General features: G+C 39.1%; 18 protein-coding genes and 1 tRNA gene. 13 read left to right on the top strand and 6 right to left on the bottom strand.

Annotated elements, in window-relative coordinates; genetic code table 11:
* Window positions 1–68: 68 nt before the first annotated feature.
* Both P2W72_RS15570 and odhB read left to right on the top strand, forming a co-directional pair.
* Complete coding sequence (locus tag P2W72_RS15570; RefSeq protein ID WP_276364530.1) at window positions 69–2,861, top strand: 2-oxoglutarate dehydrogenase E1 component; 2,793 nt, start codon at window positions 69–71, stop codon at window positions 2,859–2,861.
* Window positions 2,862–2,882: 21 nt separating this feature from the next.
* On the top strand, window positions 2,883–4,103 hold the full coding sequence (gene odhB / locus P2W72_RS15565) for a 2-oxoglutarate dehydrogenase complex dihydrolipoyllysine-residue succinyltransferase (protein WP_276364527.1): 1,221 nt from the start codon (window positions 2,883–2,885) through the stop codon (window positions 4,101–4,103).
* 118 nt (window positions 4,104–4,221) lie between these two features.
* On the opposite strand, the gene P2W72_RS15560 is transcribed toward odhB, so the two are convergent.
* Window positions 4,222–4,959, bottom strand: coding sequence for a head GIN domain-containing protein (locus tag P2W72_RS15560; RefSeq protein WP_276364524.1), 738 nt, complete (start codon window positions 4,957–4,959; stop codon window positions 4,222–4,224).
* Window positions 4,960–5,019: 60 nt separating this feature from the next.
* Window positions 5,020–6,651 (bottom strand): M1 family metallopeptidase, encoded by a 1,632-nt coding sequence (locus tag P2W72_RS15555; protein ID WP_276364521.1) that lies wholly within the window; start codon window positions 6,649–6,651, stop codon window positions 5,020–5,022.
* A 164-nt stretch (window positions 6,652–6,815) separates the two neighbouring features.
* On the opposite strand from P2W72_RS15555, the gene lpdA reads away from it, so the two are divergent.
* The 3 genes from lpdA to murB all read left to right on the top strand — a co-directional run bounded on the left by lpdA (window position 6,816) and on the right by murB (window position 9,801).
* Window positions 6,816–8,219 carry a dihydrolipoyl dehydrogenase gene (gene lpdA, locus P2W72_RS15550; RefSeq protein WP_276364518.1) on the top strand — a complete coding sequence of 468 codons (1,404 nt, stop codon included), beginning with the start codon at window positions 6,816–6,818 and terminating at the stop codon, window positions 8,217–8,219.
* Between the two features lie 91 nt (window positions 8,220–8,310).
* On the top strand, window positions 8,311–8,757 hold the full coding sequence (locus P2W72_RS15545; protein WP_276364515.1) for a sterol desaturase family protein: 447 nt from the start codon (window positions 8,311–8,313) through the stop codon (window positions 8,755–8,757).
* Between the two features lie 30 nt (window positions 8,758–8,787).
* Window positions 8,788–9,801: a UDP-N-acetylmuramate dehydrogenase gene (gene murB, locus P2W72_RS15540; RefSeq protein ID WP_276364511.1), complete on the top strand. Its 1,014-nt coding sequence runs from the start codon at window positions 8,788–8,790 to the stop codon at window positions 9,799–9,801.
* Window positions 9,802–10,085: 284 nt separating this feature from the next.
* Here murB and P2W72_RS15535 read toward each other — a convergent pair whose 3' ends face one another.
* Window positions 10,086–10,613, bottom strand: a complete 528-nt coding sequence (locus P2W72_RS15535; protein WP_276364508.1) for an SRPBCC family protein — start codon at window positions 10,611–10,613, stop codon at window positions 10,086–10,088.
* Window positions 10,614–10,737: 124 nt separating this feature from the next.
* Between P2W72_RS15535 and P2W72_RS15530 the strand changes: the two genes are divergently transcribed.
* Both P2W72_RS15530 and P2W72_RS15525 read left to right on the top strand, forming a co-directional pair.
* Window positions 10,738–11,421, top strand: a complete 684-nt coding sequence (locus P2W72_RS15530) for a lycopene cyclase domain-containing protein (protein ID WP_276364505.1) — start codon at window positions 10,738–10,740, stop codon at window positions 11,419–11,421.
* The gene (locus P2W72_RS15525) at window positions 11,418–11,654 is read left to right on the top strand and encodes a cytochrome b5 domain-containing protein (protein WP_276364504.1); all 237 of its coding nucleotides are present in this window, start codon (window positions 11,418–11,420) and stop codon (window positions 11,652–11,654) included. Before P2W72_RS15530 ends, P2W72_RS15525 begins: the two co-directional genes overlap by 4 nt.
* A 24-nt stretch (window positions 11,655–11,678) precedes the next feature.
* Here the strand turns inward: P2W72_RS15525 and P2W72_RS15520 are convergent, their stop codons facing one another.
* Together P2W72_RS15520 and P2W72_RS15515 are read right to left on the bottom strand one after the other, a co-directional pair.
* On the bottom strand, window positions 11,679–12,377 hold the full coding sequence (locus P2W72_RS15520) for a hypothetical protein (protein WP_276364503.1): 699 nt from the start codon (window positions 12,375–12,377) through the stop codon (window positions 11,679–11,681).
* A gap of 32 nt (window positions 12,378–12,409) precedes the next feature.
* Window positions 12,410–12,931, bottom strand: coding sequence for a DinB family protein (locus P2W72_RS15515; protein WP_276364502.1), 522 nt, complete (start codon window positions 12,929–12,931; stop codon window positions 12,410–12,412).
* Window positions 12,932–12,986: 55 nt separating this feature from the next.
* Here P2W72_RS15515 and P2W72_RS15510 point away from each other — a divergent pair, with 55 nt between their 5' ends.
* Window positions 12,987–13,367, top strand: a complete 381-nt coding sequence (locus P2W72_RS15510; RefSeq protein ID WP_276364501.1) for a helix-turn-helix domain-containing protein — start codon at window positions 12,987–12,989, stop codon at window positions 13,365–13,367.
* 137 nt (window positions 13,368–13,504) lie between these two features.
* Here P2W72_RS15510 and P2W72_RS15505 read toward each other — a convergent pair.
* Window positions 13,505–13,578, bottom strand: a tRNA-Asn gene (locus P2W72_RS15505).
* A 113-nt stretch (window positions 13,579–13,691) separates the two neighbouring features.
* Between P2W72_RS15505 and P2W72_RS15500 the strand changes: the two genes are divergently transcribed.
* From P2W72_RS15500 to P2W72_RS15480, 5 genes are all read left to right on the top strand, one after another.
* Complete coding sequence (locus P2W72_RS15500) at window positions 13,692–14,612, top strand: PfkB family carbohydrate kinase (protein WP_276364499.1); 921 nt, start codon at window positions 13,692–13,694, stop codon at window positions 14,610–14,612.
* Between the two features lie 442 nt (window positions 14,613–15,054).
* Complete coding sequence (locus P2W72_RS15495; RefSeq protein WP_276364496.1) at window positions 15,055–15,366, top strand: hypothetical protein; 312 nt, start codon at window positions 15,055–15,057, stop codon at window positions 15,364–15,366.
* A gap of 123 nt (window positions 15,367–15,489) precedes the next feature.
* Window positions 15,490–16,173 carry a hypothetical protein gene (locus tag P2W72_RS15490; RefSeq protein WP_276364493.1) on the top strand — a complete coding sequence of 228 codons (684 nt, stop codon included), beginning with the start codon at window positions 15,490–15,492 and terminating at the stop codon, window positions 16,171–16,173.
* A gap of 11 nt (window positions 16,174–16,184) precedes the next feature.
* The gene (locus P2W72_RS15485) at window positions 16,185–16,547 is read left to right on the top strand and encodes a hypothetical protein (RefSeq protein WP_276364490.1); all 363 of its coding nucleotides are present in this window, start codon (window positions 16,185–16,187) and stop codon (window positions 16,545–16,547) included.
* Window positions 16,548–16,557: 10 nt separating this feature from the next.
* Entirely contained in the window at window positions 16,558–17,004 is a 447-nt protein-coding gene (locus P2W72_RS15480; RefSeq protein ID WP_276364487.1) for a hypothetical protein, read from the top strand.
* The last annotated feature ends 4 nt before the right edge of the window (window positions 17,005–17,008 follow it).

Below are 17,008 nucleotides of genomic sequence, written 5' to 3'. Positions count from 1 at the left end.
AGAAGACAGTTTTAACAGATTCTATGCTTAAAATCTTATTTTTGTGTCGTAAAAGACTTAGTTTTTAAATGAACAACTTATCATATCTCAGTAACGCAGACTCAGCTTACATCGATTCTCTCTATCAGTCATATAAGGAAGATCCGGAGTCAATTGATTTTGGATGGCAGAAATTTTTTGAAGGATTCGATTTTGGTCGTGGTTCTGAAGCAGGAGTAGTTAGTACAGATACTCCTGATCATTTTTTGAAAGAGATCAAGGTGTTAAATCTGATCAATGGATACAGACAGCGCGGACACCTGTTTACTAAAACAAATCCGGTGCGCGAGCGCAGATCTTATTTTCCCGGCAAGGAACTGGAAACATTCGGATTAAGTGATGCGGATCTTGAAACAGTTTTTAATGCAGGTGTTGAAGTTGGCCTTGGCCCTGCCAAATTAAAAGACATTCTTGCTCTTGTGGAGCAAACCTATTGCCAGTCAATAGGAGTTGAGTATAAATATCTCAGAAATCCTGAAAAGCTCAAATGGTTTGAGCAGAGAATGGAGTTTGAGCGCAATACTCCTAAATTCGATATTGAAACCAAGAAGAGAATTCTTTCAAAGCTTAATGAAGCTGTTGTTTTTGAAAATTTCCTTGGAACGAAATTTTTAGGACAAAAGAGATTCTCTCTGGAGGGTGCTGAATCTGTAATTCCTGCATTGGATTCTGTAATCCATAAAGGTGCAGAACTGGGTATCGATGAGTTTGTAATTGGTATGGCACACCGCGGTCGTTTGAACGTGCTCGCCAATATCATGCATAAAACATATAAAGATATTTTTTCTGAATTTGAAGGGAAAGGCTTCGATGAGAATACCCCTTATGGTGGTGATGTGAAGTATCATTTGGGTTATTCAATGGACGTTAATACATTCTCAGGTAAGAGTGTACACCTGAGTCTTTGTCCTAATCCATCTCACCTCGAAACCGTTGATGCGGTTGTTCAGGGTATGGTGAGGTCTAAAATTGATTTTAAGTACGAAGGAAATAATAACCGGATTGCCCCGATTCTTATTCATGGTGATGCTTCGCTTGCCGGACAGGGTATCACTTATGAAGTGATTCAGATGGCAAAGCTTGATGGGTACAAAACAGGAGGAAGCATTCACCTGGTAATCAATAATCAGGTTGGATTTACAACCAATTACAAAGATGCCCGTTCATCTACTTATTGTACTGACCTGGCCAAAGTTACTTTGTCGCCTGTATTTCACGTAAATGGTGATGATGTTGAAGCATTGGTTTACGCAATCAATATGGCTGTTGAATACCGTCAGAAATATCATAATGATGTATTCATAGATATCTTATGTTACCGTCGTTACGGTCATAATGAGGCAGATGAGCCCAAATTCACTCAGCCTTTGTTATATAAGGCAATTGAGAAACATGCCAATCCGCGCGAGATATACAATCAGAAATTAATGGAACAGGGAAGCGTTGATGCCAACCTGGCCAAAGAGATGGAGAAAAATTTCCGTGCTTTGCTGCAGGAGAGACTGAACGAGGCTAAAGAGGATAAAACCTATTCAGCGGTTCATAATGTTTTCGGTGGTGTATGGAAAGGATTGGAACTGGCTAAACCCGGAGCTCTGGCTATACCGGTTGAGACCAGGTTGTCATCAAAAACTTTACTGGCAATTGCTAAAGAAATAAGTACACTGCCTTCAGATAAGAAATTCTTTAAGAAGATTGAGAAACTCTTTGAAGAGAGACGGAAAATGGCAGACACCAAGGTGTTTGACTGGGCTATGGGCGAATTAATGGCTTATGGATCCCTGATTCAGGAAGGGTTCAGTGTACGATTAAGCGGTCAGGATGTGGAGCGTGGTACATTTTCTCACAGACATGCCGTAATAACACTTGAAGATTCAGAAGAAGAATATGTACCATTATCAAAACTTGATAAAGGTATTGCAAAATTCGATGTCTACAATTCGCATTTATCTGAATATGGAGTTCTTGGTTTTGAATATGGCTATGCTTTGGCAAATCCAATGGCATTAACCATTTGGGAAGCTCAGTTCGGAGATTTTATGAATGGCGCACAGATCGTGATCGATCAGTTCATCACCAGTGCTGAAACAAAATGGCAGCGTTCAAACGGACTGGTAATGCTTCTGCCTCATGGTTTCGAAGGACAAGGCCCCGAGCACTCATCAGCAAGGATCGAAAGATTCATGGAAGCATGTGCTGATGAAAATATTCAGGTTGCAAACTGTACTACTCCGGCAAACTTCTTCCATCTTTTACGCAGACAGATGAAGCGTAATTTCCGCAAACCTTTGGTAGTATTTACTCCTAAGAGTCTGTTGAGAAGCCCTCAGTGTGTAAGCAATCTGGAAGAATTTACGGATGGCAAATTCAGGGAACTGATTGATGACAGCTTTGTAAAAGCGACTGATGTGAAAAGAGTTCTGTTCTGCAGCGGTAAAATATATTATGATTTGCTTGAGAAACAGCGGGTTGATAAGAGAAAGGATGTAGCAATTGTTCGTCTTGAGCAATTATATCCGCTGCCTTATGATCAGATTGAAGCTGTTCAGAAAAAATACAGTAAGGCTAAAGAATTCTTCTGGGTACAGGAAGAGCCTGAAAATATGGGAGCATGGCCTTATATTTCCAGAAAATTCCGTAAATCATCTCTCAACTTTGAAGTGATATCCCGTAAGGAAAGCAGCAGTACCGCTACCGGCTACGCAAAACAGCATATTGCTCAGCAGTTGTATATCGTTACCAGAGCATTTGATGATGCTGCCGGTCCGGAAGTAAAGAAGCAAGTAGAAAAAGCAACGAAGAAAATCGTAGATATTGACTAATAGTAATAACAAAAAAACATTATGAGTTTAGTGATCAAAGTTCCGCCTGTTGGCGAATCCATTTCTGAAGTTACATTGTCGCAGTGGATTAAAAAAGATGGCGACTATGTAGAAATGGATGAAGTAATTGCCGAGTTGGAATCTGATAAAGCAACCTTTGAACTGACAGCTGAAAAAGCAGGAACTTTAAAAACAATTGCCAGTGAGGGAGATACCCTTGCTATTGGTGCGCCTGTTTGTAGTATTGAAGAAGGTGGCAGTCCTGCAGCAGCTAAACCTGCAGCTGAGGCAACACCTGAAGCAGCAGCACCTGCAGCAAAAGCGGAAGATGCTAAGGCAAGTACTTATGCAGCCGGTGCTCCATCTCCTGCTGCTGCAAAAATATTAGCTGAAAAGGGTGTTAATCCTGCTGACGTTCAGGGAAGTGGTGTTGGCGGAAGATTAACAAAAGAAGATGCTTTGAATGCCTCTTCTGCTAAGAAAGCTGAAAGCAGCGTTCCTAAAGCAGCTCCTGCAGCAAAAGCGGCACTTGTTCCGGGCTCAAGAAATGAACGTCGTGAGAAAATGTCTTCGCTTAGAAGAACTGTTGCCAAGCGCCTCGTTTCTGTTAAGAATGAAACTGCTATGTTAACTACCTTTAATGAGGTAGATATGCAGCCAATCATGGAATTGCGTGCCAAGTACAAAGATAAATTCAAAGAGAAACATGGTGTTGGTCTTGGATTTATGTCATTCTTTACAAAAGCAGTTTGTGAAGCTCTTAAAGAATTTCCTGCTGTTAATGCCCGCATTGAAGGTGAGGAAATTGTTTTCAACGACTTCGCAGATATTTCAATTGCAGTTTCTGCACCTAAAGGACTTGTTGTTCCGGTTATCAGAAATGCAGAAGCAATGTCTCTTGCCCAGATAGAATCAACCGTAGTTGAGCTGGCTGTAAAAGCAAGGGATGGTAAATTGACTTTGGAAGAAATGACCGGTGGTACATTTACTATTACCAATGGTGGTGTATTTGGTTCCATGATGTCAACTCCGATCATCAATGCTCCTCAGTCTGCTATATTGGGTATGCATAATATTGTTGAACGCCCTGTAGCAGTGAATGGTCAGGTAGTAATACGCCCGATCATGTATGTTGCATTATCGTATGACCACAGAATTATCGACGGACGCGAGTCAGTAGGCTTCCTGGTAAGGGTAAAACAATTGCTGGAAGATCCGGCCAGATTGTTGCTGGGAGTTTAACAGTAACCTTTTCAAATAAAAAATGGTGCTTCATTTAAATTTGAAGCACCATTTTTATTTAGAGGGAAGTCCGGAGAACCGTCAGCTAACGATAATCGTTATCAACACACAATGGAATCTACTGTCTGGAAATTTTCCCTGATCCACTCTTCGTACTTTTTACATTGGCATTACCACTGTATCTGATATCTCCTGACCCGCTCACTAAGGCGTCGAGGTTTTTGTCGGCCTGAATACTGATGTCACCAGATCCGCTTACTTTTGCTGATGTATTTGCAGTATGCAGGCCATCTCCGTCAAAATCGCCTGAACCGGCGATGGTAAGCTTAGCATTGTCTGTTTTTCCTCTGGCAATAATTTTACCTGAACCGCTAATGGTTGCTGTATATTCATCAACATCCATATTTAGTTCAATACTACCTGACCCACTGACAATATTGCTGAGCTTTTCCGAATTGACTTTTTCGTTTACTTTTATATTCCCTGATCCACTCAGAAGAATACTATTCAATTTCTTTGCATGGATATAAATGTTCACCCTGCCCCGGTTACTCCAGGTACGATGGTTCATTTGTTTCTTGTTTCTGATCTTTAAAATACCGTTTTCAACCCGGGTATCTATCTCATTGATCAGTTCAGCATCACCTTCCAGGCGGAGGCTTTCAGTATTACCCATGGTAATGAATACATGATAGCTGCCTGATGATGATATACCATCGAATCCGGAAACTTTCCGGGTTTCATCAGCAAGAATTCTTCTGTTGTTAATTACTGAAACTGCGGTTGAGGCACAAACAAAATCTGATGCAACTAGTATCAGATAAGCGGCTGCAAGAATTTTTCTGAGTATTTTCATCTTTTATATTTTTTTATATAAGACGCAATGTCAGAGAAAACGTTGCAGGTAATTGATTATTTATTGAATCATATTTGTTCTGAAATAGAAATTGTCTGTGTCGGGAATAAATGTAGCGGATTTTAGCTTTTTCCAGCGGGTCTCGGGATAGATCCATTGATATTGTTTGCTATTTTTGATTCTAATCGGCATATCAAAACCCGAAACATTTGCCGACCAGCGATAAGAGGTCTGATTTCCCTCTGTTTTATATTCCAGAACGGGTAAATCAGCAAAACGAAGGTACTGATCGAATATTTTGCTGAAGTCTTTTCCTGTGGTTCTGTTTATAAAAGCCAGTATTTCTTCGGTACTTGTGGTCTGAAGCCCGAAAGAAGAATTAAGTCCCCGGAGTATTTCACGCCATTTATTATCATTATCAATTAAAGTTCTGATCATGTGAATAAGGTTTGCACCTTTATAATACATGTCGCCCGATCCTTCAGTGTTTACACCATAAGGGCCAATGATTGCTTTGTCGTTCCGGATACTCTTCCTGATACCCCTGATATACTCAGTTCCCGCAGCTTTCCCATCACGGCTTTCCACATAAAGCACTTCAGAGTACATAGTAAACCCTTCGTGGATCCACATATCGGCAATATCTTTGCTGCTGATATTATTTCCAAACCATTCGTGCCCGCTTTCATGAACGATGATATAATCCCATTTCAGTCCATGCCCGGTCTCCGAAAGATCACGTCCTGAATATCCGTTCAGGTATTTATTGCCATAGGCTATGGCAGTCTGATGCTCCATGCCCAGATATGGGGTTTCAATAAGCTTGTATCCATCGCGGTAGAATGGATAGGGGCCAAACCAGTTTTCAAATACCTTCAGCATGGGTTTTACATTAGCGCTGAATTGTTTTTTGGCCTTCTCCAGGTTTTCTCTCAGCACAAAATAATTAAGGGAAAGTTTACCCCTTTCTCCCTGATAGAAATCTTCAAAATGAACATAATCAGCAATATTCAGACTTACATTGTAATTGTTGATGGGATAGGAAACAAACCAGTCAAAGCGTGTTTGGTTACGATTGGTATCTGTAACTGATCTCAAACGTCCGTTGCTCACATTCATTAACCCTTTTGGTACGGTAATACTGATGAGCATACTGTCAACTTCGTCTGATTGATGGTCTTTGTTGGGCCACCATGAGCTTGCTCCTAAACCCTGACATGCCACACTTACCCAGGGTTTTCCCTGGCTGTCTTTAGAAAAGGTAAAGCCCCCATCCCAGGGTGGAGTCAGCGCAATGACAGGTTTACCGCTGTAAAAAACCCTGAATTCATCTGTACTGCCTTTTTGAACGGGATCAGGAAAGTCTATGAACACCGCATTGAATTCCCTTTTGTATGGAATCTCTTTATCCCGGTAAATTATTTTATCAATCTTAAGGTTCTCGAAAAGATCGAACTGGAGTTTTTTAATATCTGCAATTGCCTTAAACCTGAAAAGGTTTGATCCATGGATGAATTTGTTATCTATGTCAATGCTGATGTCTAAATGGTAATAATTAATATCGTAAGAACGTCTCTCATTGCTCAATGTGCCTCTTAGAGTATCGGCTCTGCTGAATATGCTGTTTTGTGAGAATAAAGCTGTGTGTATAAGAAGTAATAATCCGGTGAGGAGGCTATGTTTTCTGAGCATATTGGCAATATTGGGGTAGTGAAATGAACAAGAGCATTCATTTATCCAAATTTAGATAAATAAAATGCATCATGTTCTGACTGAATGATTTTACATTTTATTGATCTGATTTTTTTAAGGGTTGATAATTATTAACTTTGATTGAAATTTAAAGATATTCTTACATGCAATTTGACGTAATAGTAATTGGAAGTGGTCCCGGTGGTTATGTTGGGGCTATCCGTTGTGCCCAACTTGGTTTAAAAACCGCAATCGTAGAAAAATACAGTACTTATGGAGGTACCTGCTTAAATGTTGGTTGTATCCCATCCAAGGCATTGCTGGATTCATCCGAGCATTATCACAATGCATTGCATACGTTTAAAGAGCATGGAATTAACCTGAAAGATCTGAAACCTGATCTGAAGCAAATGGTTAAACGTAAGGATGAGGTTGTTTCTCATACTACCGGAGGCATTTCCTATCTTTTCAAGAAAAACAAGATCACTACTTATCAGGGCATTGGCTCGATGGCAGATAAAAATACAGTGAAGGTAATCAAGGCTGATGGATCATCTGAGAACATTACCGGAAAAAATATTATTCTGGCTACAGGGTCAAAACCTACAGAGCTTCCATTCCTTAAAACAGATGGTAAGCGCATCATAACTTCGACAGAGGCATTGAATCTTACTGAAATTCCGAAACATCTTATTCTGATAGGTGGGGGTGTGATTGGTTTGGAGCTGGGTTCAGTTTATGCGCGTCTGGGTTCAAAAGTTACTGTTGTTGAATTTATGGATTCAATTATCGGTACCATGGATAAGAGCTTGGGTAAAGAGCTTCATAAGGTACTTGCAAAGCAGGGGATGGAGTTTTTATTGAGTCATAAAGTAACTGGTGCTACTGTTAAAGGAAGTAAGGTGACCGTCACTGCAGATAGCCCTAAAGGCGAAAAAGTGACTCTGGAAGGAGATTATTGCCTGGTTGCTGTAGGCCGTACGGCTTATACTGAAAATCTGGGCTTAGAGAATATAGGCATCACACTTGAGGAGCGTGGCAAGAAAATTCCGGTTAACGATCATCTCGAGACTTCCGTGCCTGGAATCTACGCCATAGGCGATGTGATCAAAGGAGCTATGCTGGCTCATAAAGCAGAAGACGAAGGAACTTATGTTGCTGAAGTTATTGCAGGTCAGAAACCTCATATCAATTATAACCTGATTCCGGGAGTTGTTTACACCTGGCCGGAAGTTGCCAGTGTAGGTTATACCGAAGAACAGCTGAAGGAAAGCGGAGTTAAATATAAAGCAGGTTCATTCCCGTTCAAAGCCAGTGGCCGTGCCCGTGCAAGTAATGATTCTGATGGATTCATTAAAGTGCTGGCCGATGCTGCAACTGACGAAATTCTGGGCGTGCATATGATCGGACCACGTGCCGCTGATATGATTGCTGAAGCAGTTGTTGCTATGGAATTCAGAGCATCTGCTGAAGATATCGCAAGAATCTCTCATGCTCATCCAACCTATACTGAAGCATTCAGAGAGGCAAGTATGGCAGCTACTGAGAACAGAGCGATACATATCTGAGTTTCAAGTTTTACGTAGTACGTTTTAAGTATTTGGGCTGTTTTTTGTTTGGGGTGCGGTACTGACAACGGGCAACAGACAACTGATTTATATGCAAATACTGATAAATATTATGATCATCATGGGAACGCTTGCAGCAATGGAAGCGTTCTCATGGTTTATACACAAATATTTATTCCATGGTCCGCTATGGTTCATACACCGCACTCACCATCAGCCTAAATCAGGATGGTTTGAGTTGAATGATATTTTCAGTTTTCTTTTTGCATTTTTATCCATTTATCTGATGTGGCTTGGCAGATCAGAACCGGATTACAGATTCTGGATCGGAGCAGGGATTTCAGTTTATGGCGTAATTTATTTTATTTTCCACGACTGGTTTATACATAACCGGTTTAAAAGTTTTAAAACAAATAATCCTTATCTTTTGGGTATCAGAAGGGCACACAAGATTCATCATAAATCAATGCATAAACTGCCATCTGAAGAGTATGGATTGCTTCTGGCTTCAAAAAAGTATTTCAGAAAGGATAAATGATCTTCTTACCTCAAATTATAAAAAATTAGCATGCAGGTTCACTCAAATTATTCGCTGAGGGCACTCAATACTTTTGGCGTTGAAGCAAAAGCTGTCCGGTTTACAGAGATTAATTCAGAGGCAGATCTTAGTGCTTTGTTTGCAGAATCTGAATGGAAGAATCTGCCCCGGCTGATACTTGGTGGCGGAAGTAATATGCTCTTTACGGCTGATTATCAGGGTTTGGTTATTCATATGAAAATACCCGGAATAAGGTTTGAGCGGAAAGGGGATGATATTTTTGTAAGTGCCGGTGCGGGAGTAGTCTGGAATGATCTGGTTAATTATTGCGTAGATCATGAATTTGCCGGAATTGAAAATTTAAGTCTCATTCCGGGATCTGTAGGAGCTTCTCCGGTACAGAATATCGGGGCTTATGGTGTAGAACTACAGGATGTATTTCAGTCCTGCAGGGCATTTGAGATCGCCACAGGTAAAATAAGGGTTTTCAGTAAGGAGGATTGCCGGTTCAGCTATCGTGATAGTGTTTTTAAATCTGAATTAAAGGGACAATACATCATCACGGAAGTTAGTTTTAAACTGTCAGCAAACTTTAATCCGAAATTAAGTTATGGTGCCATTACCGAAGAACTTCAGAAGAGAGGTATTGTTGAGCCGTGCATCAAAGATGTATCTGCGGTAATATCGCATATTCGTGTGAGTAAATTACCTGATCCCGCAACAATCGGTAATGCGGGAAGTTTCTTTAAGAATCCTGTTATTCCTCAAGCCCGGTTTGAAAAACTGAAAACAGCATTTCCTGAAATGGTTAATTTTTCTGCAGGCGAAGGTTTCGTTAAAATATCTGCCGGATGGCTGATTGAATCCTGCGGATGGAAGGGGAAACGTTTTGGAAATACGGGTACCTGGAAAAACCAGGCATTGGTACTGGTAAATCACGGCGGAAGTACAGGTTCAGAGATTTATGCCTTTTCTGAATCTATCATTGAAAGCGTGAATTCAAAATTCGGAATTATACTGGAGCGTGAAGTAAATATTATCTGAGCTATTCCCTTTCTCAGATCACTTCCTCTCGTCCGCGTTTACAAGCTACTGTGTACCCACATCTTCATCAGTTCTAATATTTTGGGATTGTAATTTGACCCGGAAAGGGTCAAATGTCTATAGTAATAGATGAATACATAAATCCCGATCCCGAAGGTGATCGCATGTCTGTGACATCTTTCACATACTACACCTTCGGCGTCGGGTAATTAATTTATCCTGAATATTTATGGGTACATGGTAGGTTTCAAACGAGGACGATAGGGGTGAAATATTGTCTGAGTTTATTTCTCAGACAACTCTTTCAATGCCTGCAGCCCGCTGGTAAAGTCCTTGTCCATCATCATATCCATGCTTAATCCCATCCAGCGGTCGGGGATAGAATTTGCTTTACCGCTCATATACCATTCTACCTCTGTTCCTTCAGCTGTCTTTTTAAACGTAAATCCGGAAATGGCCTGACTTTCAAAAGGTTCAAGGAAATGTAACTGAAATTCAGCCAATGAATAAGGCTGGGCCTGAATTAATTCCATTGTTCCGGAGCCGGTTTTTTTGCCTTTCCATTCCCATAAATGACCGGTTTGAGCCGGTACACCACTGATTGTTACTTTTGCTTCCGGTTCTATTTTGGTCCAGGGATTCCATCTCAGGAAATTATTCATGTCGGCAACGTTCATATAAACCAGACTGTCTGTTGCATTGATTATTACCGTTCTGCTGATTTTATATGTTTTTGGTAAAAGCATCCCACCTATAAAAAAGAGAGCCAGTAATATGACTATGATGCTTAGAAGTATTCGTAATGCTTTCATATTTAATGCTTTAAATCATTAATTTAAGCTGAATTTTGAGAGAAAGCAATTTTATTTCAAAATTGTAAACACCTTCTGCAGTGACAGTATTAGCTTAATTAAAAAGTATATTGAATATTTGTCTATGAAATCAGCGTATCTTCTGATCAATTTCTTTACGGTATTCTTTCCTGTCATTCTTTCGTTTGACAAAAGAGTGCAGTTTGTTAAGAGCTGGAGGTATATTTTTCCGGGTTTATTGATCAGTGGTTTACTTTTCCTGTTCTGGGACCATTTATTTACGGTTTTTAGAGTTTGGTCGTTTAACTCCGATTATATTCAGGGTTTATATATCCTTGATCTTCCTCTCGAAGAAATACTTTTTTTTATAACCGTTCCTTTTGCCTGCATATTTATTTATGAGTGTTTGAACTGTTATGTCAAACCCGATATTTTAAAGTCTGTATCAGTTTATATCACTTATGCTTTAATCATCTTAAGTGCCGTATTACTGTTTAAGTTTTACGACAGGGTTTATACACTAATCACTTTTGGCTTGCTTTTGGCGATTTTATTCTTTGCACAGTTTATTCTCAAAGTTGACTATCTGAGCAGATTCTATCTGGCTTACATGGTTTCGCTATTGCCTTTTTATATAGTTAACGGGCTCTTAACTTCCATTCCGGTGGTCATGTACAACGATGCGGAGAATATGGCATTCAGGGTAGGCACTATTCCATTTGAGGATCATTTTTATTCGATGGCCATGCTGCTGCTGAATATTATGTTTTTTGAGTATTTCCGAAAAAGAGATAAAACACAGCTATGAATGAGCTTCCGGAGTACAGCAGATCCTTTCTGGCTTTAAGAAATGGTCAGGATAAACCTCAGATCTGGGTTGCATTGAACGGGATCATTTATGATGTCACCGAAAGCAGATTATGGAAGAACGGTAAACACTACGAGCACTGGGCAGGTCAGGATCTGACTGATGAGTTAAAGGATGCCCCGCATACTGAACAGGTGTTTGCGAAGTTTGAGGCGGTTGGGAGGTTGAAGTGAGTGGCTGTTGCCTGTTATCTGTTTTTAAGGACGTGCCAGTGTGATTTTCAAATCCTTAAAATAACCAATTGTACCAATATCAACCCATAATCCAATTGTTCCTTTTGTCATTTTCCCTTTTAATTCATTAACTATCATAGTTGAATATTTTGCATCATTCACAAACAATTCTGCTACTTTATCTTTTACAACAATTTTAATTTTTATCCACTCATTTATATCCACTGGCGCTGTTGTCTCATAAATACCTGGAGTCAATTTTCTTAAAGTGTCAAATTTATAATTAGGGTAAGAATAATATTGTACCGTTTTATTCCTAAATCCTTGATTATCTGACCTGCCAACTTTAGGCCTTAAATAAAATGACTCATATTCTTTTTCGTTATCCGTTACCCTGAATGCAACACCTATAAAACCTTGAGCACCTTTAAAAGGTGATGGGTCTTGTATTTGGCTTAACATTTTAACTTCAATTATTCCATTCTCAAAACTTACATTTTTTAGCTCAGCAAATGTTGGCTCATCAACGGTACTTTCAAGTCTGTTAAGGTCAAATGGAAGCAGATTAAGGTCTCTTTCAACTTTAATTACTTTCTCACCTTTTAGTTCAGTAACTGAAGCTTTTACATTTTTTATTTCAAATTCGTGCTTCCCTAATTTCAAATTCTGCGAGAATACATTTGAAGTAAATAACAAGAGTCCGATAATTAGAATTTTATTCATTTTTTAAAATTAGGTTATCAATCAATTTTATTTTAAAATAATTTTTCGGCAGGCGGTGTCGCACCAGCCAATCTCAAGTAAACTGTTGTTTGACCTCTATGATGAGTCTGATGTTCAAAACACTTATTTATTGCTTGCTCTCTACTCATGTCAAATTGACCAAATAACTTGATGTGTTCTGATAATTTCGCGTTTGGATACTTTTTGATTGCATCAATAGCAAAGTCATATGCAGCAAGAACCTTTTTTATAACACTTAATTTGTTTACATCATTTGATTTTTCTAATTCACCAAATCCTGCAGAAGGCTTAATGTCAGTTGCAGAACCAATAAATCCATAAATTGCATCACTCAAATGAAGAACCTGACCAGCAAAAGAACGCATTTCTTTTGTTGGTTTAAGTGTATAACTGTTTTCGGGCATTGCGTCTAAATACTCTTTAGTATATTCTTTCGCTCTTTGCCATTCTTTGACAATTGTTTCTGTTTCTGTTTGTGCTTGCAGGTTTCCCATGACTAAAATTGTCGTTAATAATGATAAAATCTTTTTCATTTGAAATATTTTTTTACAAATCTAATGCCTTTGGTGTACATTTGTAACTGAAATAGTGAAAACAAGTAACCTAATGGTAACCACAAATTTAAACCCTCGATTTATAGACAATCCATTAAATTGTCCTGTAACAAGAGCTATGAGCATCATTGGAGGGAAATGGAAACCAATAATTTTAAATTGTATTGGAGACCGAACATTGCGTTTTGGAAAGCTGAATCAAATAATACCTTCAATTTCTAATAAGGTTTTGGCAAATGAATTAAAAGAATTGGAGATTTTCGGATTGATTAAACGTAAAGAATATACCGAAATGCCTCCAAGAGTCGAATATGCATTAACAAGTTCGGGAAAGACACTCCTGCCGATCCTTCACGAACTTGCATCTTGGGGAAACACTCATACTGCGAAGAAAATTATTAAAGAGCGTGCATAGGATTGTTCATATATAACCTCCTAACACTGCCGGTGTAAATTCGCAACCAAATCATGGATCATGAGCCCCTACACAGTTTTGGAAATTTCCAGTAAAATCAAAAAAGCCACTCAGAACGTGTCTAAAGTGGCTTTTTGCTCCTGAGGCTGGGCTCGAACCAGCGACCCTCTGATTAACAGTCAGATGCTCTAACCGGCTGAGCTACTCAGGAATTTCCGGTTATTTTTTGAAACTTTTTAGGGCTTCTTCCCTTTCGGGAGTGCAATATTCGGGATTTTAAATTATTAATGCAATATTTGCGTGAAAATTTTTTAAAAAATATTTATGAGCCTAGTAATTATTGGTTCTGTTGCCTTTGATGCAATAGAAACTCCTTTCGGAAAAACAGATAAAATCGTCGGTGGTGCAGCTACTTACGCAAGTTTAGCAGCATCCTATTTCTACAAAAACGTAAAAATCGTAGGAGTAGTTGGAGAGGATTTTCATCAGGAAGATATTCAGAGTTTTAAGGATCATGGAATCGATACCGAGGGTTTGCAGATCAAAAAGGGCGGGAAATCTTTTTTCTGGTCAGGGAAATATCACAATGACATGAACAGTCGTGATACTTTAATCACAGAATTGAATGTTCTCGGGGATTTTGACCCGGTTATTCCAGAAAGCTATCAGGATTGCGAATACCTGATGCTGGGTAACCTTACTCCGCAGGTACAGCAAACAGTAATCAACAGGCTGAAGAACCGCCCGAAACTGATCGTTCTGGATACCATGAATTTCTGGATGGATATAGCACTTGATGATCTTTTGTCTGTTATTCAGAATATTGATGTTCTGACCATCAATGATGCAGAGGCAAGACAATTATCAGGCGAATACTCTCTGGTAAAGGCAGCAAATAAAATTCTCCAAATGGGGCCAAAGTACCTGATCATCAAGAAAGGTGAGCATGGTGCCCTGTTGTTCCATGAAGATCTGATTTTTTCTGCTCCGGCACTTCCTTTGGCCGAAGTATTCGATCCGACAGGTGCCGGTGATACATTTGCCGGTGGTTTTATTGGTTACTTAGCTCAGGTTGGAACCATTAATTTTACCAATATGAAGAATGCAATAATCTTCGGTTCTGCATTGGCATCATTCTGTGTTGAGAAGTTTGGTACCGGGAGAATTAAAAACCTTAGCCAGGATGAGATTAAAGACAGAGTGCAGCAATTTGTAAGATTAAGCAGCTTTGTAATTGAACAATAATTAGGTTTTATCATATTGTGGGGGTACTGCAGCTAAAATTGCAGTACCCTTTTCTTTTAATGACAAATGAGAAACAATATTCAGGCAGAATGATATGAATTGAAAGCCTGTCGGAAAATGGTAGAATTGCAAAAAAAGATTGTATCTTAATAATTAATCAGTTAAATGGCATTAATTTTGTATCTATTATACATATTAGCAGTATAATGGATATTGGTGGATAATTGAATGAGCAGTTACGGATTTTTGGGGTGGTATCGAATGATGAAATGTGCTTTTAACGATGTCAGCCTGTATTCAATTTGTAATGTGCTTAGTAATAAAGTCGCATGGAACCTCGTTATTCTAAATTAAAGATCAAATCTGATTGAAAAGGTTGGTAGCCATTACTTTAATAGCATGTGTTTTAGTTTCCACAACTGAATTATGTCAGTTATTGAAGATGCCTAAACTCATTGAGCATTTTATTCAGCACAGGAAGCAAAACAGTGCAATGTCGTTTCAGGCATTTTTAAGTTTGCATTATTGGGTTGATCATGGAATGGATGCCGATTACAAAGAGGATATGCAGCTGCCGTTCAAATCCTTTCGTATATCTGTTAATCCCAATTATTTAGGCTTCATTACTCAGCATATCTGTTATATCCCGTCACAAACTTTTTCGGATGTTAAAGAAAGGATAAAAATCATCAATGATGAGCTTCCTGATTTTAGTGTTTACAATGCCATTTGGCATCCGCCTTCGTTATCCTGATTCATATTATTTACAATTCTCATAGCTGCATCCATTCAATTAGAATGAGCAGGCAGCTTGGTTTTGTGTTTTTTTCAGGAGAAATTCCTCTGGAAACCTATGGTTTAAAATAATTTTTTTAAAATGAAGAATAACTCAAAAGTGTTCGTTGTATTGATGATTCTGAATACGATTCTTGTCTCATGTAAACACGAAATACCCGAATTACTGAATGATACTATCCCTACAGTTAGTGCAAGCTGTAGTACAGACTCTGTATACTTCGTAAATGATATTCAGCCCTTGCTGATCTCAAATTGTGCAATGAGTGGTTGTCATGATGCAATTACACATAAGGAAGGTATTAACCTCACTGCCTATGTTGGGGTAATGCGCGAAGTAAGGGCCGGAAATGCCGGCGAAAGCAGTTTATACAAGTCTATGATCAGAACAGATGAAGACCGTATGCCTCCCAGACCTGCACAGGCCTTAAGTGCAGATATGCTGACTAAAGTCAGGAACTGGATTAATCAGGGGGCAGTGAATAACAGCTGTACAAGTTGCGATCAAACAAAATTTACCTATTCTGCGGTCATTAAGCCTCTTATTGCAAATAAATGTCAGGGTTGCCATAATCCCGGTTCTCTTGGAGGAGGTATTGATCTGTCAACCTATACTGCTGTGAAGGCCAGTGCCCAAAGCGGAAAGTTATATGGTTCTGTCTCATGGGCTGCAGGGTTTTCAAAAATGCCACAGGGCAGCAAACTGCCGGCATGTGAATTATCGCAAATTAAAAGCTGGATTGATGCCGGCATGTTAAACAATTAAAAATTATGAACATGTTCAGAATATTATTCTTTTTTGGAATTGCTGTTTTATTCCTCAGTTCCTGCTATTACGATAAGGAAGATCAATTGTACGGGACAACGATTTGTGATACTACAGCGGCAGTTTCTTATTCAAAACAGATCTTACCCATATTTCAACGCGAATGTTATAGCTGTCACAGTGGAGGTTCTCCTTCAGGTGGGATAGCTATGGGGACCTATGCAGCAGATAAAGCATTAGCTTCTTCAGGCAGGCTTTATGGATCGATCTCTTATGCTTCAGGATATTCGCCGATGCCAAAAGACAGAAAACTTTCATCCTGCAATATTACCATGATCAAAAAATGGATTGCTGCAGGCAGTTTGAACAATTAGACGAATTCGTATGAAGAAAGGAATAAAATCAATTCTCATTCTGATCCTGATTACAGTGATTGGACTTGGACTGTATGTCTATACTGAGTATAACCGTAAAAGTAAATCAATAGCAGAAACGACCGAGGATTTTACAATATCTGCATCCGATTTTTTAAACGAGTTTCAATCGGGAGAGAATAAGGCAAATGCAAAATTTATCGGTAAAACAGTTCTGGTGTCGGGCATTTTAAAGACAGTTGAAGCTGGTGAAAAAGGGCGCTATACCCTTGTTCTTGGTGATAAAAATGCTTCTTCATCAATCCGCTGCGAGATGGACTCAACTTTTTTGAATAAGGACAATACTTTAAAAGAAGGAAATACGGTAAAAATAAAGGGTAAATGCAGTGGCTTTATAGCTGATGATCTGGGATTAGGCTCAGACATTATCCTGGGTCCATGTATAATAGTTAATTAAAATA

Source organism: Daejeonella sp. H1SJ63 (assembly GCF_029360775.1).
Taxonomy (GTDB): Bacteria; Bacteroidota; Bacteroidia; order Sphingobacteriales; family Sphingobacteriaceae; genus Daejeonella.
The sequence above is the reverse complement of the archived record's forward strand: the minus strand, read 5'-3'. Positions and strand labels throughout refer to the sequence as shown.

Coding starts and splice junctions, on each gene's coding strand:
- P2W72_RS15480 (WP_276364487.1), top strand. CDS start 16,558: ATGAAGAAAGGAATAAAATCAATTCTCATTCTGATCCTGATTACAGTG.
- P2W72_RS15545 (WP_276364515.1), top strand. CDS start 8,311: ATGCAAATACTGATAAATATTATGATCATCATGGGAACGCTTGCAGCA.
- P2W72_RS15560 (WP_276364524.1), bottom strand. CDS start 4,959: ATGAAAATACTCAGAAAAATTCTTGCAGCCGCTTATCTGATACTAGTT.
- P2W72_RS15500 (WP_276364499.1), top strand. CDS start 13,692: ATGAGCCTAGTAATTATTGGTTCTGTTGCCTTTGATGCAATAGAAACT.
- murB (WP_276364511.1), top strand. CDS start 8,788: ATGCAGGTTCACTCAAATTATTCGCTGAGGGCACTCAATACTTTTGGC.
- P2W72_RS15490 (WP_276364493.1), top strand. CDS start 15,490: ATGAAGAATAACTCAAAAGTGTTCGTTGTATTGATGATTCTGAATACG.
- P2W72_RS15535 (WP_276364508.1), bottom strand. CDS start 10,613: ATGAAAGCATTACGAATACTTCTAAGCATCATAGTCATATTACTGGCT.
- P2W72_RS15495 (WP_276364496.1), top strand. CDS start 15,055: ATGCCTAAACTCATTGAGCATTTTATTCAGCACAGGAAGCAAAACAGT.
- P2W72_RS15525 (WP_276364504.1), top strand. CDS start 11,418: ATGAATGAGCTTCCGGAGTACAGCAGATCCTTTCTGGCTTTAAGAAAT.
- P2W72_RS15555 (WP_276364521.1), bottom strand. CDS start 6,651: ATGCTCAGAAAACATAGCCTCCTCACCGGATTATTACTTCTTATACAC.
- P2W72_RS15520 (WP_276364503.1), bottom strand. CDS start 12,377: ATGAATAAAATTCTAATTATCGGACTCTTGTTATTTACTTCAAATGTA.
- P2W72_RS15570 (WP_276364530.1), top strand. CDS start 69: ATGAACAACTTATCATATCTCAGTAACGCAGACTCAGCTTACATCGAT.
- lpdA (WP_276364518.1), top strand. CDS start 6,816: ATGCAATTTGACGTAATAGTAATTGGAAGTGGTCCCGGTGGTTATGTT.
- P2W72_RS15530 (WP_276364505.1), top strand. CDS start 10,738: ATGAAATCAGCGTATCTTCTGATCAATTTCTTTACGGTATTCTTTCCT.
- P2W72_RS15515 (WP_276364502.1), bottom strand. CDS start 12,931: ATGAAAAAGATTTTATCATTATTAACGACAATTTTAGTCATGGGAAAC.
- odhB (WP_276364527.1), top strand. CDS start 2,883: ATGAGTTTAGTGATCAAAGTTCCGCCTGTTGGCGAATCCATTTCTGAA.
- P2W72_RS15485 (WP_276364490.1), top strand. CDS start 16,185: ATGTTCAGAATATTATTCTTTTTTGGAATTGCTGTTTTATTCCTCAGT.